Genomic DNA, 14,527 nt, shown 5'->3' on the forward strand with positions numbered 1-14,527 from the left:
TCGGAAAATAAATTCGTTATTCTTTTCAAGAGTTTAGATTTTATTTTTGAAATTGGAAATAATTTTCAGAAAAATTGACGATGCGCGCATGCAGTCTTAATCTGGGGCTCTTCCTTCAGATACGGACGTGTCATGCCTCAGGTCGCTTTCGGACGTTATACCGCCGCCGATATATTCCATCGTTTCATTATGGACGAAGCGCTGCCGGGTGCAGGTGTGTCGGCCGACGTGTTCTGGGCGGGACTGGCGGATTTGCTCGACAGGTTTAGCGAACCTAACGCCAGGCTTTTGCAACATCGCGATCATCTGCAGGATCAGATCGACGCCTGGCATGGGGCGAATCCATTCGAGCCAGCGGCATACAAACGCTTTCTTGCGGACATCGACTATCTGCGTCCCGCTCCAGCGCCCTTTTCGGTAGCCACCCAAGCGGTTGATATCGAAATCACCGACTTGGCCGGGCCGCAACTGGTCGTTCCGGTCTCGAACGCTCGGTATGCCCTGAACGCCGCCAATGCCCGCTGGGGCAGCTTATATGACGCCTTGTACGGCACCGATGCATTGGCCCCTGTGGTCGCGGGTAACTACGACCCAGGCCGGGGCGCAGCCGTGACACACCAGGCCAAATTATGGCTGGATAGGTTTGTGCCGTTGCATGGTCTCAGTCATGTCGATGTCAAAGCCTACCGGTGCCACGGCGGTCAACTAACAGCGGACGGCATGCCGTTGCAAACCCCTGCTCAGTTTGTCGGCTTTAACGGAAGCGCCGACCAGCCTAGCTCAATTCTCTTGTGTCACAACGGTTTGCATATCGACATCGTCATCGATCGCAACCACATGATAGGTCGCAACGATCCAGCGGGCGTGGCCGACCTCATCGTCGAGGCCGCCTTATCCGCGATTATGGATATGGAGGATAGCGTCGCCGCGGTCGATGCCGAAGACAAGGTTGTTGGCTACCGGAACTGGCTGGGCCTCACAACCGGCAGGTTGACGGACGTCTTCTCCAAGGCGGGCCGCCCAGTCACGCGTCGTCTGAATGCGGATCGTGTTTATAGCGCGCCGGGTGGCGGGCAACTCATCCTGCCTGGCCGCAGTCTGATGCTGAGCCGAAATGTCGGCCTGCATATGTATAGTGACATGGTCCGCGATGCAGAGGGCAAGCCAGTTCCGGAAGGCCTGATCGACTTGATGGTAACAGCCCTGATCGCCCGTCACGATGCGGGAACGAACAGCCGCACGGGATCTGCCTATATTGTCAAACCCAAGATGCATGGTTCGGATGAGGTGGCGTTTGTGATCGATACCTTCGCCTTTGCCGAACAGGCCCTGAACTTGCCGCCCCAAACGCTTAAAATCGGGATCATGGATGAGGAGCGCCGTACGACAGTCAATCTGGCGGCGTGTATTGCGGCGGCCAAGGACCGTGTCTTTTTTATCAATACCGGCTTCCTCGACCGTACGGGTGATGAAATTCATACCTCAATGGCGGCGGGACCGGTGATGCGGAAGGGCGATATAAAGGGCGCGCCGTGGATCAGGGCGTATGAAGACGCAAATGTCGATGTCGGGCTGGCGTGCGGTCTGCCCGGTCATGCCCAGATTGGCAAGGGCATGTGGGCAGCCCCTGATCGTATGCACGATATGCTGGCGCAGAAAATCGGCCATCCACAAGCCGGCGCCTCAACGGCCTGGGTGCCGTCACCGACCGCGGCAACCTTGCACGCCATGCACTATCATCTGGTCGATGTGCGGGCGCGTCAGACCGAAATCGCTGGACGAACATCCGCATCATTGGACGATATCCTGACGCCGCCCTTGCTCGATCGCGTCCTTTCCGCGGCGGAGATCGCAGAAGAACTGGACAATAATCTCCAGAGTATATTGGGCTATGTTGTGCGTTGGATCGACCAGGGAGTAGGGTGCTCGAAGGTGCCCGATATCCACGACGTGGGCCTAATGGAGGATCGCGCCACCTTACGGATTTCCAGTCAGCATGTCGCCAACTGGCTGCGTCACGGCTTGGTAACCGAAGCTCTGGTGCGGGAGCGGATGCGTCACATGGCGGGTGTGGTTGACAGCCAAAATGCCGATGACTCGTTGTATCAGCCAATGGCGCCAGACTTCGACGGTCTGGCTTTTCAGGCGGCCTGCGACCTTGTGCTTAAGGGATGCGACCAACCCAACGGCTATACCGAGGCGATTTTGCATGCCTACCGGGCGAAAGCCAAATCAGGCCAGCAAGTGACCGCCGATCAGGGTTGAAATTCGAACTGCGGTGTCGCGCACCTTCTGGCCAAGATCGCTCAAACGTTCGGGCGTGATGCGGCTTGATGGGCCCGACACGGAGATGCCGGCGTGCGCCTCGCCAAATGCGTTATAGATGGTCGCGGCCACGCACCGCATGCCAGGGTTGGCTTCCTCGTCATCGACAGACCAACCTTGCCGACGAATATGCTCCAACTCCTCGGTCAGCCGGTCGGGGTCGGTTATGGTTTTATCCGTCAGGCGCGGCAGTGGACGTTGCAGAAACTGTTTGAGGCGCGCGTCAGGCATTTCGGCCAGCAAGGCTTTGCCGATGCCGGAGGCGTGAAGGGCGCGCCGTTCCCCGATGCGGAAACAGGCGCGAATGGGCTCGTGACATTCAACCTGCGATACGAAAACGACCTGAAAGTCGTCGAGCAAGGCCAGATTGACCGTTTCACCCGTCCCTTCCATCAGCTCGGTCATCGCGGGGCGTCCCGCGATCAAAATTTGGTTCCGGCGTTGAAAGGCCATGCCGATACGAAGGGCCTCAATGCCGATCGACCATTTTTGTGTCGCCTCATCCTGGGCTACCAGGTCATGAGCGGCCAGGGTGCCAAGCAGACGATGTGCGGTTGAGGGCGGCAGCCCGGCTGTCTCCGAAAGCTCTGTCAGAGTCAGGCCGTCATGGTCGGACAGAGATTTAAGTATGCCAAGCGCCTTCTCCAGCGACTGGTTTGTCTTGGTGTCTGACGGGTCCTCACGGGGACGACCCCGCGGACGGCGCTGCGGCTCAGTAACGGCTTTCATAGTGACGAAGGACTTTCGAAAATGCGGCGCATATTTACATAAAATGTCGCAAAACAGCATTCTATCGCATTATGTCAAATTACAGCATGCGTTGAATGCGGTAGGGTAGCATTCCCCGGCATAAATGGAAAATATCTTCACCCTTCTAAGCGATTGATTTTACCCTCATCCTTAGGCTGGCCGGTTTCAAATTTTCGGCGTTGACTATGCCACCTGTATTCCTGGTCCGCCCGAAACCCGCGCCGGACCTATTCGCCGCGGCGTTTAGCTTATCCGGTGCCGAGTATGTCTTCTCACTGCCTCAAGGGAAGGGGAGGAGTTGAGTTTATAAAATCCTTATATCTAAGCCCCACTATTGCCATGTTGCGGCGCAACAATATGACGTTATAGTGTTGAGAACGGAGCGCACCTTATGGCATATATTAGGCATGGAACGCCGTTTGTGGTATGGCGTCTTAAGCTAATTATTTGGAAAATTGCCGGTTTTTTGGCAAGCCGTATGGGGTTGCCTGCGCCAAAGCCCTTATATCGTATTAAAAAAGTACGCCGTCATTATTATCAGCAATAGTGGCAAGCGATGCGATTGTGCATCGGTCGCTTAACGCCTGCCATCTCGAGTGTCTTGCCATCTGAACGTTCGTTACGTGCGTTTTTCCCAGGGCTTCACGACACGTTTCGACACACACCCTAATACAACTTTTCTCGCTGCCAGCGCATTGCCGTCCGGATCAGGTTCGGCAAGTCGCTGTATTCCGGTGTCCAATCCAACATTCCGCGGATTTTACTAACATCGGCGACTAAGGCGACGGGATCACCGGCTCGACGGGCACCAAAGCTGTGCGGCACCGGTCGTTGCATGACTTGTTCGGCGGTTTGCAGCGTTTCGAGGACAGTCACCCCTTCGCCGGTGCCGACATTGAAGACCTGGCTGTCGCCTCCGGTACGCAGCCGCTTTATTGCTGCGACATGCGCATTTGCCAGGTCGACGACGTGTATATAGTCGCGGATCGCGGTGCCATCCTTCGTGTCATAATCCGAGCCAAAGATGGTCAACGGCTTACCGTTGCCTAACGCGGCTTGGCAAATCAGTGGAATGAGGTGGGTTTCCGGCACATGGCTCTCGCCGATCTCACCATCGGGATCTGCGCCGGCGGCGTTGAAATAGCGCAAGATGGTGTATCGCAGGGGGTGCGCGCCGCTCATCCAGTGCAGGGCCTGTTCAAACGCCACCTTGCTTGCGCCATACGGATTTATGGGCAGAAGCGGGTGCGTTTCCGGGATCGGTGAGGTTTGAGGCGTACCGTAAGCCGCTGCCGTGGAAGAAAAGACCAGCGCGTCAACGTCGCCTTCGATGAGGGCTTCGGTGAACGCCAGGGCAGCGCCAACATTGTTGTCATAATATTTGGCCGGTTCGCGCGTGCTTTCGCCGACCAGGCTGAATGCGGCAAAATGAATGGCGCTTTTGATATCATAGGTTTTGATAGCGCTGAGAATGGCAGCCCTGTCACGCAGATCCGCGTGGATGAGCGGCCCCCACTTCACGGCGGGTCTGTAGCCGGTAACCAGACTGTCAAGCGTTACAGGAAGGTATCCCGCCTGATGCAGCGCTTTGCAAGTCTGCGCGCCAATAAAGCCGGCGCCGCCAGCAACCAAAACAGCCTCAGTCATGGGAACCCTGAATTAAGTACGTAGAGCGTCCCCCACCCGTCAGTGGGATATATCTATCGGGAATATGTCGCAATTGCGAACAGAAAATAGCGAGTGGATGTTAATATGTCTTAATGCCGGCCAACACCCATTTGGCCCATCCTTCTGGTTTTCGGTCGAGGCTGTGTCAATCTCCTTCCGGCGCGGACTGATGATCGGGTACCGCTCAAAAAACCGTATTGCCGCAAATCGATTACAATCCCATCAGAGACAACATAAGAAAGGTGGCGAAGAGAACGAAATGGGTGGCGCCTTCAATGGCGTTGGTCTCTCCGTCGTGCAGATTGATGGCGGCGACGATCAGGGTGAGGAATGTCATGACGGTTTGGACTGGGGTTAGCGCCATGGTGACGGGATGATTATTGATCAGAGCCATGATCTCAATTGCGGGTACGGTCAGGATGACCGTAGACAGCGAGGCGCCCAGCGCAATATTGACAACCGGCTGCATGCGGTTGGCCAGAGCCGCGCGCAGGGCCGTCAGGATTTCCGGACTGGCTGAGATGGCCGCCACCAGGATGGCGGCGACAACGGGTGGCACTCCGGTGCCGGTAAGGCCGTGGTCCATGGTCTTGGCCATGACTTCGGCAAGTGCGCCGATCAGCACCACACCTACGACCAGTAATGTCCCTGAGATGCGCGCGCTTCCCGCGCGATGGTGGTCTGTTTCGCCGGTTTCAGCATAGGTATAGCTGAAAAAGTAACTGTGCTTTGTTGTCTGTAGGCGCAGAAAGCCGCCGTATAGGATCAGCATGATAAAGATCGTGAAGACGGAATAGGCCTGCCAGTGCGCGTTCGGTATGAATTCCGGGACAATCATGGAGACGCCCATCCCCGTCAGTATCATGACGATGTAGGTGTTGCCGGAATCGACATTGTACGGCTGTTCGCCGTAGCGCAGGCCGCCCAGAATGGCGGCTAGGCCCAATATACCATTCATGTCGAGCATGACTGCCGAATAGATGGTGTCGCGCGCCAAAGTTGGAGACGATGTGTGGCTGAGCATCATCACCAGAATAATGACTTCGACCAAGACGGCAGAGAGGGTCAGGATCATGGTGCCGTAGGGTTCGCCGAATTTTTCGGCCAGCACCTCGGCATGATGGGCGACGCGCAGCGATACCATAATGATCGCGACAACCAAGACAGAGGCGGCGATCAAAGAGGCCGCCTGTCCCATTTCTAGGATAGTGTGTTCAAAGGTGAAGGCGATTAGCGCTGTGAGCACGCCAATCAGCAGATTCTTTTCTTGTTTCAGCATATGCAGCATAAATTCTTAGACGCCAGGGACCAGACGGTTGTCAATATGACCTGTCCGTCATTCTGCGAGACCTACCATCCAGTTTGGACAGGTGGGAATTTTGAAATACGCGTTCTGAAAGAATGTTTTAGAAAAAAGAGTTGCAAAATATAGTGTTGCTCTCGGGCGGGTCGCCAGAACCTTCAATGGCTGACCTCAAAGGGCAGTTACTAGATATGTTCCGACAGCGTCATGCGTTTGAAGCTGTTCTGAAATATAAGGGCTTTGCTATCCGTCGTGTGGGCGATACGCGTAATAACTGCTCGTTCGTCGGAACAAGTGGTTTAGGGATATCGTTTTTCTTGGGGGGCGTGATGTTTGACGCCGTTGAATTTATTGGTGTCAGGAGCGTGTGATGCTAAGCGTCAGGGCCAGCCGATTCGTACTTTTATGTTTCCGGATAATTTTCGTCCTACTGTGGCTCACCGTCTGCGTCGTAACCCTTGGACCCTTTCAAGGCGATGAACGCTTTTTCTTTCTGAGTGATAAAGAAGCCCATGCTCTGGCTTTTTACTGTCTGACACTCTTATTTTTTATGGCGGCGCCAAGAGTCCCTAAGCTCTATATCGGTGGACTTTGTTCGCTTTTTGGCGTGGCAATTGAAATTATTCAGGGGCTTACAGGGCGGGATGCTGAATTTGCCGACTGGGTGGCCGATTCTTTTGGCGTAGCTATGGCGCTATTACCGCTCATTTTCGCTCGCCTTTATCATCGCCGTATAAGGGGTGATTGGAGACGCGAACGCGCCAAACGCGGCTAGCTCCAACTCGGATGCCGGCAGTGGATTTGAAGGTGTCCATCGGTGCCTGGTCTATTCAGCGCTCAACTCCGTTTCCATTGCACTCGGAGTCATTGGATTGGCGTAATGATAGATACACGTATTCGTCCAAGCCTGTACGAAGGTTGTATCGTAGGTATCCGTAAACTCAGCTATGACCATTTTTGGCTTTGCGATAACCCGCCTATATTGGCCATACTTCCCTGATCCATCTTTCGTTTTGACTTCGGCACACATGGCTTTTGACCCGTCAACGAGTACAAATACCTCGATGTTTTGAAAGATGGCGTTCTTCGAGTTCGGCAGATTTTGTTTAACCAGTCTCTCAAACTGAGACTGGGCAGGATCCGTTTTTACAATTGCAAAATAGCCAATCGTGCCGGCCACGGCCGTAAGCCCTAAGAACGTCAAAATGAGCGGCGCATTGCTCCAAATTATTGGCTTCATTGAAGGCATGGCCCGTTTCCCAAAACTCGTACGCTCATAATACGCCTATTAAGCGTATGCACCCCGTGCAGTGCAATATAGAAATGCGTATTGAAGACATTTAGGCGCAAACGCAAGTGCGGTTAACGATTAGTTGCGGGAAGATAGAAGCAAATCCATGTCTGGACACCGGCGTCAACGTCGCCCATAAGTAGGGTAGTGCGTCCGTAGAGTTGGCGCGACGTAACCCAATCGGCGACCGGATTGTGCTTTACAGCTTGTACAAACTGGTATGCCGATGGAGAATGGACGGTATGAAAATACTTTTCGCGAACGGCAACGGTTATCCACCCCAAGAGAATGGGGGCATGGAAAATAGTACAGCCGCGTTGATTGCGCGCTGTATTGCCGACGGCAACGACGCGGCACTAACCTGTCAACTTTACGGCGGTGGGGCGTTCGGCCTCGGCGCAAAATTGCAAATGAAGCTGTTTAGGCGAAAATTTGCCATCGATCGGCGTATGGGGCATTTAACGATGCGTTCGTGGGATGTCGCAGGTTCAGCCGAAGATGTGGTGTCCTATTTTCAGCCAGATATTGTTCTTGCGCAAGGTAACGGCAGCGTAGCCATAGCGCGATCTATGGAAGCGCAGGGCGTTCCAACGGTACTGTACTTTCGGCACATGGAATACGAACTTTTGGGCGGCAATCCAGGCAGCCTGCGGAACACCTCTTTTATCGCAAATTCCAACTTCACGTCCGCCTTTTATCAAAAAATAGCCGGCGTTCGAAGCGTCGTCATTCCGCCGATGATTGAGGTAGAAAAGTATGCAACCGAAGGGCCAAAGGACATGGTTACCTTCATCAATCCCAATATTGAAAAAGGGTATGAAGCGGCGTTGGCGATTGCCACAGCGTGTCCCGAGATTCCGTTTATGTTTGTGGAAAGCTGGAGCTTGTCAGATGAGCGCGTGGAACTCATCAACCGGGATATTGCCGGTTTGCCAAACGTAACCTTGATCCGCCGGTCCAATGACATGCGGGATATTTATGCCCGAACGAAAATATTGTTGGCGCCCAGCCAATGGGAAGAAGCGTGGGGACGGGTTGCGTCCGAGGCGCATTGCAGCGGCATTCCCGTTATCGGGTCGGATTGCGGTGGACTTGGCGAGGCAATTGGTCCCGGTGGCGTGGTGATCTCAAGAGACGCGCCGATCGAGGACTGGGTGCGATCCGTGAACTTAATTTGGAAGGATCAAGAGGTTTACGAGCAGCTTTCGGCGCGAGCCGTCGAATATGCGCGTCGTGAAGCGCTCAATCCGGCTTATCAGTATGATCAGCTGAAGGGTGTGTTGTTAGACGCCGCGAAAAAAGTATCATGCCAGGCTGAATAACAGCCGCTGCGAGCTGAGTTTCGGGTGACAAACGGGCTTGAATGCTAGGCGCAGCCGTTTTGAGCGGCGGTCCTAAAAGATGAGTTTCGCAACAATAAACCAAAAGGCGCCGCAAACAGCAACGACCCCAGCAAGGACGAGTTTTGCGGGGTATTTAGGGCCAACGTCGGGCTCTGGCAGGCTGGAAAATTCCTGAACCAGCTGCTCTTGCATCGTTTGCACGGCAGACACATTTCCAATATAGGCGGTACCGTCGCTCACCATTGTGAGGTGGGACGTCTCCGTGGCGGAGGTTTCGCCGATCGGAGCTACGGTATCTACATCGTGGTCAAAGCTTACAGCGGATTTTGCGACGCTTGGCATACTGATCTTTTCTCTTCTTCGGATAATGAAGTATACCTATCAATGCTTAACGCTGGCAAAAAATGTAAGGTTAACTATTATACTTCCCTTTAATGGGTATGGACGATCTGAAAATCTCCATTTCAGGTATAATGGGCGCTCATAAAAAAACTGGCTTCGATGTTGCCGCGCTCGGAACTCGGCCTGATGACACTCGTAACTTCGTCTGGTTCAATCTTGCGCGTAAATCGATTGCGACCATCAGTCGAACATGCAGGCGAGCGTCGTTCTCACGCGCAAAGTTAGGAGTGCGCGCGGGAGGTACGTGACCTGAGACGCTGTCCCGTTTTCATGCCGTAAGGCCTTTAACGGGCGTCGAGAGAGACAGTTTGGGTTTGAGCGCTTCTGTTGCTGTTGAGGAGGTAGCGAAGCTGGCGCGTGTCCGAACTTCCATTTCGCTTTGGCAAGATTGCGGAGGCCTTATCCATCAAGATGTCAGTGCTGATCTCGATAAAGTGTACCGGACTTGTCAGCATTTTTTTCAGTGCAGTACGCAGGCCGCGGCCCTTCTTTATATCTAAAACGGTTCTCAGTCGGTACTTTCGGGCAGAATGTTCTCTGTGCCGGCCAATCGCCTTGATGTCTTGTGATTGCAGATTCGGCATTTCTATGAGTGCATCGTCTATTTGAACCAGAACGAGATGAGCATGGGTTTTGGGCGTGCTGCTCAGGGAATTTGTTCGTTCGATTGCAACATAGCCGCATTGATTGGTGACGTAAAAACGCGCGCCGTGGCCGAGGCACCGGCTGTATAAATCGTAATCCTCGCCGAAGTTCACGCCTTCGATATAGCGAACGGCATGATCATCCAGGAACTGTCGCCGCATGACAGGTTTTAAAAAGCCGAGCTCTGCCTTCGGTCGAAACATTCGCGAGATGTTGGAGGTGATGAAGTCTTCCAGGCTGATTTTGGTAAAGCTCGGATCGAATTGCTGGATGTTCAGTTCGGTACGGTCGCCAAAGCCATGCTCGGGAACGAAACATATGTTGTCGGCCACCAAGTCCCAGTTGGTCAAGTTCTCAAAAACCTTGAAACGATTGGGTAGGAAGAAATCATCCGAATCCAGCACAGCTATATATGGTGCTGAGCTATTCTCTATGGCGACGTTGCGGGCGTGTGAACAGCCGCGGTTTTCGGCGAGTTGAAGTACTTTTAATCTGCCTGAGAGATCGTCGGCGGCACGCGCCACGGTCACAGTGTCGTCCATGGAAGCGTCATCTACGACGATGACCTCAACAACCTCTTCCTGATTCAACGCCGAAGAGACGGCTCTGAAAATAGTGCTTGAAGCATTATATGAGGCTATGATGACGGCAATATTCATGGCTGGTATTTCTGCATGCTTTCAGCTACCTCTGCAACTGCTCCGTATAACGTTCTAATTCAAGGAGTGTCTATAACGTATAACGGATACCTCTAAAAATACGGCTACAGACGTCAGTGGCAATTTCAGGGCCACGGACGTGGCTTTTACCGAATCTTGATCCATATTTATCCCTCAAATGCGATATTTCAGTAAAAGGGCGGGCCATTCGGTTTTTGGGCTCGCCAAAATAGCCATTTTGGCTTAGGCAAGCCTGCTTATCATGTCGTGCGTTGCATACAGTCGCACAATGGGAGGCTGTCAGTGTGATGGACGAAGAGCTGGCCGATGCAAGCGTGAAATTTCGATTTGGCACCGTAAAGTGTACTTTTTCGGTTTCGCTCGTCGCACATGTCTTCCAGCGTAAATTAAAACAATCCACTCATTAAATTCGCTTTATATTTTGACTTTATTATCTAATATCAGATCAGTTCCCATCTCCTCCGTCCCCCGGATAACAGACTTAATAAATGACCGACGACGTGCACGTATCAATCTGCGTCTGTACCTATAGACGTGAACATGTGTTCGTCACCCTGACGTCGCTTTCAACACTCGAAATCAAAGACGGGTGGACCGTAAGGGTTATCGTCGCCGACAACGACGTGGATCCGATAGCAAAGGCGGCAATTACCGATCACGCTGCCGCTCTCAACCTAAACCTGACCTACCTGCATGCGCCGGCTCATAATATTTCGGTTGCGCGCAACGCGTGCCTTGATGAGGCGTCAGGTGATTACTGCCTGTTTATAGATGACGATGAAGTTGTCGGCCCAGGATGGCTTGGCGCGATGATCGCTCAGGCGAGAACGTCGGAGTCTGCCGTTGTACTCGGGCCTGTGGAAGCGGTGTATCCGGATGTGACGCCGGATTGGATAAGGGCGGGCGACACACATTCGACCTATCCGGTTTTTGTGAAAGGGGACATTCAGACGGGATACACCTGCAACGTTCTGCTGAACCTTGCTGCTCCGAGTATCGTCGGGCGTCGCTTTGATCTCGGACGCGGCAAGAGTGGCGGTGAGGACACGCACTTTTTTTACGGTGTTTTCAAGGATGGTGGTAAAATCACTTATGCGCCCTCAGCTGTTGTCAGGGAGCCCGTGCCGGTGGACCGCGCCAACTTTAGCTGGCTCGCACGGCGGAAATTTCGTGCCGGACAGACTCATGGCCGCCTGATTGTCGAAACCGTTGCACCATCGCTTCCGCGCAAACTAGCGATTCTTGGCATCACCGCTTCAAAGGCGCTTTTTTGCGCATTTGCGGCCGTGCTTAATGGCTACTCTCGCTCACGTTTCAATAAAAATCTGCTGAGAGGTTCGTTGCATCTTGGCGCAATAAATGGCCTTTTTGGCGGTAAAGAAATTGTCCAGTATGGACAGGAAGAGAATAGATGACCGAGTTGCCAACTTCGGGGCTGCCGCAGCTCAACGCGACCTCGTCTGCGGAAGATCCGGCCGTCGACTCTGAATACGCGCAAATTACGTCTGGACACGGACGTAAGGCCGCGTTTGGAGCGGTGTGGAGTTCGATCAATAGTTTCGCGCCGGGCATGATCGGCATGGCGGTCTTCATGGTCTCGTCACGCTACCTGCACCCTGTCGAGTTTGGCCTGATTGCTTTTGCAAACAGCATCACCAGCTTTGCCAATGCCTTTGCCCCTGCTGGCTTCGGTGATGCGCTTGTCCAGCGCAAGGAGTTGGTCAAGAAGCATCTGGATGCGGTGTTTTGGTTATGCCTTGCATCGGCGATACTGATTTACCTCATTCTTGTCGGGGCGGCGTGGCCCATTTCAATGCTGCTCAACGAAAAGGAGCTGGCGGTTCTTCTTCCCGTTGTCGGGCTGAAGGTGATTTTCGATCTGAGCAATTGTGTGCCGAGCGCGATTTTGTCCCGGACTATGTCGTTCCGGGCCATGGCAATTCGGACCACAGCAGCGTCGGTTGTTGCCGCTGTCCTGTGCATAGGCATATTGCTGATGGGTTTCGGGATATGGGCGCTCGCCTTGTCTCAGCTGGCTTCATCGATTGTATCCTTCGCCGGCACGATTTTGTCGGTGAAATGGAGGCCCGGCTTCGATTTTGATCGCTCCAAGATAAAGGAACTGGCCCATTTTGGCGTATTCGCCTCCGCGAGCCGCATGTTGACCATGCTGAATCTCGACCAAATTCTCATTGGAAGCCTTATCGGTACATTGGGCCTTGGTCTTGTCAGCTTTTCCACCCGTATTACCAAGCTGATAGCCGATCTGATACCTGGCCCGATAGGGACGGTCGCCTACCCGTTGATGGCGTCCCTGCAAGACGATCAAGCTAAGGGCAGGAAGCTGTTTCTGGACCTGACATTTGCCACCAATGCAATAGTTCTTCCCGCTTTCGCAGGCATTGCGCTTGTTTCCAAAGAGCTAATTCCCTTGCTGTTTGGGCAACATTGGATAACTGCCGTGACTATCGTTCAGCTATACTGTGTTATTGGTATATTCGATAGCCTGCTTCCCTTGCAATCTGCCGTCATCCGCGGCCATGGTAAGGCGAAGTGGTGGATGTGGTATAATATATTTGACAGAGTTGCCGTTGCGCTAACCGTTCTATTTAGTTTTAAATTTGGAATTATGGTATTCAGTTACGGTTTGTTGGTCAAATCCATAATTTTTTCTCCCGCATTGCTGGTATTTGCCTTTAAACTTATCGACGTGAAGTTAAAAGACTACTTTACAGCCGTGGCTGCGCCTTTGATCGGCGTTGCCTTGATGGTGGTTGCGGTGGTTGTGGCGAGCTATATCTCTGGCGACCTCAATGCGATATGGAAATTGCTCATTGAAATTGGCGCTGGTGCTTTGATTTATAGTGCTGTGATGCTGGTTTTCGCCCGAAATCGTCTAATGGGTTTGGTCGAATTCGCAAGGCGTCGAAAATGAATCGCACTCCTCTGGGCTTGCCTGCGGCACGGTTGTAGTTGACACCTGTGTTGCAGATGCGAGATGAGTACGAGTGTGGCAGCCGAAGGGACGAGATGAGATGAAGGTGACCAGCAACGTGGCGGACATCGCTGACGGATTAGAGCGGACCGCGCGGGGGCCTTTGGTTCTGCTGTTTTACGATGGCTATGAGCGTAAGGTTATCCCGGGCTTTGGCGGTGAGCTCATATCGCAATCTTTACGTCTTGCCAGGTTTCTGAAACGCAGCGCTATGCGGCAGCAGGTGAGGACCGGCTTTTATACGGCCTTCCTCGGTCTGGTAAAAAGCCTGGAGGCTGTTGGCTGCGACATTCGTATCAACGATTTTGCCGCAGCCCGTCGTCGCCCCAGCTATCCCATTGGACTTGCGGGATATCCGACGGTTATTTCGAAGGTTGACCTGCCCAATCCTGTAATCTTGGGCCCCGGGGATCCCGGGTTGCCGCCGGCTGCCGCTCGGACAATCCAAGACCCAAGGTTCAAGAAGATAATCCAGCCATCGGATTGGATATCCGACATGTATGTGCCCTTGTGTGGCGACAAGGTTCTGACGTGGTTTGCCGGCATAGACGCGGGCGATTGGCCCGACTACGCAAACGAGCCCAAGACCGTCGACTTTATCATCTATGATAAAATTCGGTGGAACAGAGACACACAAGTCCCCGCTGTGCTTGACAGAGTTACGCGACGTTTGAAGCAGGACGGGCGCTCTTTCACCGTGTTGCGTTATGGTGCCCATCACCATTCCGAATTCAAGGCGGCGTTGAAGAAGTCCAAGGCATTGATTTTCCTGTGCGAACATGAAACCCAAGGGCTGGCCTATCAAGAAGCCCTTTCGGCGAATATTCCAGTCCTGGCGTGGGATGAGGGCAAGATGATCGACCCGGTCCTTCATCCTTATCTTCTTGAGAACACTGAGGTCTCGAGTGTTCCGTATTTTAGCGACGCGTGCGGCCGCCGGTTCAAGATTGATCAGTTCGAGCCTGTCTATGAGGCGTTCTGGCGTTTGCTTGGCACATTTCAACCGCGTCAGTATGTTGAAGACACCTTATCCTTGCCAAAGGCAGGGGAAATTTATCTTAAGGCCTATGCGGAGTTGGCGCGGCGGTAGCCGGCGCTGACCTGCAAGATAACCTGTTGCGCATT

The 14,527-nt window shown here is 53.3% G+C and carries 13 protein-coding genes; 7 read left to right on the top strand and 6 right to left on the bottom strand.

Going from position 1 to position 14,527, the window contains the following annotated elements; all coding sequences use genetic code 11:
• Nucleotides 1–132 precede the first annotated feature (132 nt).
• Entirely contained in the window at nucleotides 133–2,265 is a 2,133-nt protein-coding gene (locus RCJ00_RS09395) for a malate synthase G (protein WP_316221569.1), read from the top strand.
• Here RCJ00_RS09395 and RCJ00_RS09400 read toward each other — a convergent pair.
• The 3 genes from RCJ00_RS09400 to RCJ00_RS09410 all read right to left on the bottom strand — a co-directional run bounded on the left by RCJ00_RS09400 (nucleotide 2,233) and on the right by RCJ00_RS09410 (nucleotide 6,022).
• Nucleotides 2,233–3,054, bottom strand: coding sequence for an IclR family transcriptional regulator (locus RCJ00_RS09400; RefSeq protein ID WP_316221570.1), 822 nt, complete (start codon nucleotides 3,052–3,054; stop codon nucleotides 2,233–2,235). The genes RCJ00_RS09395 and RCJ00_RS09400 overlap by 33 nt on opposite strands.
• Before the next feature lie 687 nt (nucleotides 3,055–3,741).
• Complete coding sequence (galE, locus tag RCJ00_RS09405) at nucleotides 3,742–4,722, bottom strand: UDP-glucose 4-epimerase GalE (RefSeq protein WP_316221571.1); 981 nt, start codon at nucleotides 4,720–4,722, stop codon at nucleotides 3,742–3,744.
• Nucleotides 4,723–4,954: 232 nt separating this feature from the next.
• The gene (locus RCJ00_RS09410; protein ID WP_316221572.1) at nucleotides 4,955–6,022 is read right to left on the bottom strand and encodes a calcium:cation antiporter; all 1,068 of its coding nucleotides are present in this window, start codon (nucleotides 6,020–6,022) and stop codon (nucleotides 4,955–4,957) included.
• 185 nt (nucleotides 6,023–6,207) lie between these two features.
• On the opposite strand from RCJ00_RS09410, the gene RCJ00_RS09415 reads away from it, so the two are divergent.
• Nucleotides 6,208–6,417 carry a hypothetical protein gene (locus RCJ00_RS09415; RefSeq protein ID WP_316221574.1) on the top strand — a complete coding sequence of 70 codons (210 nt, stop codon included), beginning with the start codon at nucleotides 6,208–6,210 and terminating at the stop codon, nucleotides 6,415–6,417.
• Entirely contained in the window at nucleotides 6,417–6,821 is a 405-nt protein-coding gene (locus tag RCJ00_RS09420; protein ID WP_316221575.1) for a VanZ family protein, read from the top strand. Before RCJ00_RS09415 ends, RCJ00_RS09420 begins: the two co-directional genes overlap by 1 nt.
• 51 nt (nucleotides 6,822–6,872) lie before the next feature.
• Here RCJ00_RS09420 and RCJ00_RS09425 read toward each other — a convergent pair whose 3' ends face one another.
• Nucleotides 6,873–7,295: a hypothetical protein gene (locus RCJ00_RS09425; protein ID WP_316221577.1), complete on the bottom strand. Its 423-nt coding sequence runs from the start codon at nucleotides 7,293–7,295 to the stop codon at nucleotides 6,873–6,875.
• A 284-nt stretch (nucleotides 7,296–7,579) separates the two neighbouring features.
• Between RCJ00_RS09425 and RCJ00_RS09430 the strand changes: the two genes are divergently transcribed.
• Nucleotides 7,580–8,659 carry a glycosyltransferase gene (locus tag RCJ00_RS09430; protein ID WP_316221578.1) on the top strand — a complete coding sequence of 360 codons (1,080 nt, stop codon included), beginning with the start codon at nucleotides 7,580–7,582 and terminating at the stop codon, nucleotides 8,657–8,659.
• A gap of 72 nt (nucleotides 8,660–8,731) precedes the next feature.
• Here the strand turns inward: RCJ00_RS09430 and RCJ00_RS09435 are convergent, their stop codons facing one another.
• Both RCJ00_RS09435 and RCJ00_RS09440 read right to left on the bottom strand, forming a co-directional pair.
• Nucleotides 8,732–9,022 carry a hypothetical protein gene (locus RCJ00_RS09435; protein ID WP_316221579.1) on the bottom strand — a complete coding sequence of 97 codons (291 nt, stop codon included), beginning with the start codon at nucleotides 9,020–9,022 and terminating at the stop codon, nucleotides 8,732–8,734.
• Nucleotides 9,023–9,366: 344 nt separating this feature from the next.
• Entirely contained in the window at nucleotides 9,367–10,386 is a 1,020-nt protein-coding gene (locus RCJ00_RS09440) for a glycosyltransferase family 2 protein (protein WP_316221581.1), read from the bottom strand.
• A 509-nt stretch (nucleotides 10,387–10,895) separates the two neighbouring features.
• Between RCJ00_RS09440 and RCJ00_RS09445 the strand changes: the two genes are divergently transcribed.
• From RCJ00_RS09445 to RCJ00_RS09455, 3 genes are all read left to right on the top strand, one after another.
• Entirely contained in the window at nucleotides 10,896–11,822 is a 927-nt protein-coding gene (locus RCJ00_RS09445; protein WP_316221582.1) for a glycosyltransferase family 2 protein, read from the top strand.
• Complete coding sequence (locus RCJ00_RS09450) at nucleotides 11,819–13,342, top strand: lipopolysaccharide biosynthesis protein (protein WP_316221583.1); 1,524 nt, start codon at nucleotides 11,819–11,821, stop codon at nucleotides 13,340–13,342. The genes RCJ00_RS09445 and RCJ00_RS09450 overlap by 4 nt, the downstream gene beginning before the upstream one ends.
• Before the next feature lie 106 nt (nucleotides 13,343–13,448).
• Nucleotides 13,449–14,492: a glycosyltransferase gene (locus RCJ00_RS09455; RefSeq protein ID WP_316221584.1), complete on the top strand. Its 1,044-nt coding sequence runs from the start codon at nucleotides 13,449–13,451 to the stop codon at nucleotides 14,490–14,492.
• The last annotated feature ends 35 nt before the right edge of the window (nucleotides 14,493–14,527 follow it).

Origin of the sequence: Asticcacaulis aquihabitans (genome assembly GCF_032490435.1) — a bacterium.
GTDB lineage: Bacteria > Pseudomonadota > Alphaproteobacteria > Caulobacterales > Caulobacteraceae > Asticcacaulis.

What these genes read in the sequence shown, in the direction of transcription:
- RCJ00_RS09395 (WP_316221569.1), top strand. Translation starts at nt 133, where the DNA reads ATGCCTCAGGTCGCTTTCGGACGTTATACCGCCGCCGATATATTCCAT.
- RCJ00_RS09400 (WP_316221570.1), bottom strand. Translation starts at nt 3,054, where the DNA reads ATGAAAGCCGTTACTGAGCCGCAGCGCCGTCCGCGGGGTCGTCCCCGT.
- galE (WP_316221571.1), bottom strand. Translation starts at nt 4,722, where the DNA reads ATGACTGAGGCTGTTTTGGTTGCTGGCGGCGCCGGCTTTATTGGCGCG.
- RCJ00_RS09410 (WP_316221572.1), bottom strand. Translation starts at nt 6,022, where the DNA reads ATGCTGAAACAAGAAAAGAATCTGCTGATTGGCGTGCTCACAGCGCTA.
- RCJ00_RS09415 (WP_316221574.1), top strand. Translation starts at nt 6,208, where the DNA reads ATGGCTGACCTCAAAGGGCAGTTACTAGATATGTTCCGACAGCGTCAT.
- RCJ00_RS09420 (WP_316221575.1), top strand. Translation starts at nt 6,417, where the DNA reads ATGCTAAGCGTCAGGGCCAGCCGATTCGTACTTTTATGTTTCCGGATA.
- RCJ00_RS09425 (WP_316221577.1), bottom strand. Translation starts at nt 7,295, where the DNA reads ATGCCTTCAATGAAGCCAATAATTTGGAGCAATGCGCCGCTCATTTTG.
- RCJ00_RS09430 (WP_316221578.1), top strand. Translation starts at nt 7,580, where the DNA reads ATGAAAATACTTTTCGCGAACGGCAACGGTTATCCACCCCAAGAGAAT.
- RCJ00_RS09435 (WP_316221579.1), bottom strand. Translation starts at nt 9,022, where the DNA reads ATGCCAAGCGTCGCAAAATCCGCTGTAAGCTTTGACCACGATGTAGAT.
- RCJ00_RS09440 (WP_316221581.1), bottom strand. Translation starts at nt 10,386, where the DNA reads ATGAATATTGCCGTCATCATAGCCTCATATAATGCTTCAAGCACTATT.
- RCJ00_RS09445 (WP_316221582.1), top strand. Translation starts at nt 10,896, where the DNA reads ATGACCGACGACGTGCACGTATCAATCTGCGTCTGTACCTATAGACGT.
- RCJ00_RS09450 (WP_316221583.1), top strand. Translation starts at nt 11,819, where the DNA reads ATGACCGAGTTGCCAACTTCGGGGCTGCCGCAGCTCAACGCGACCTCG.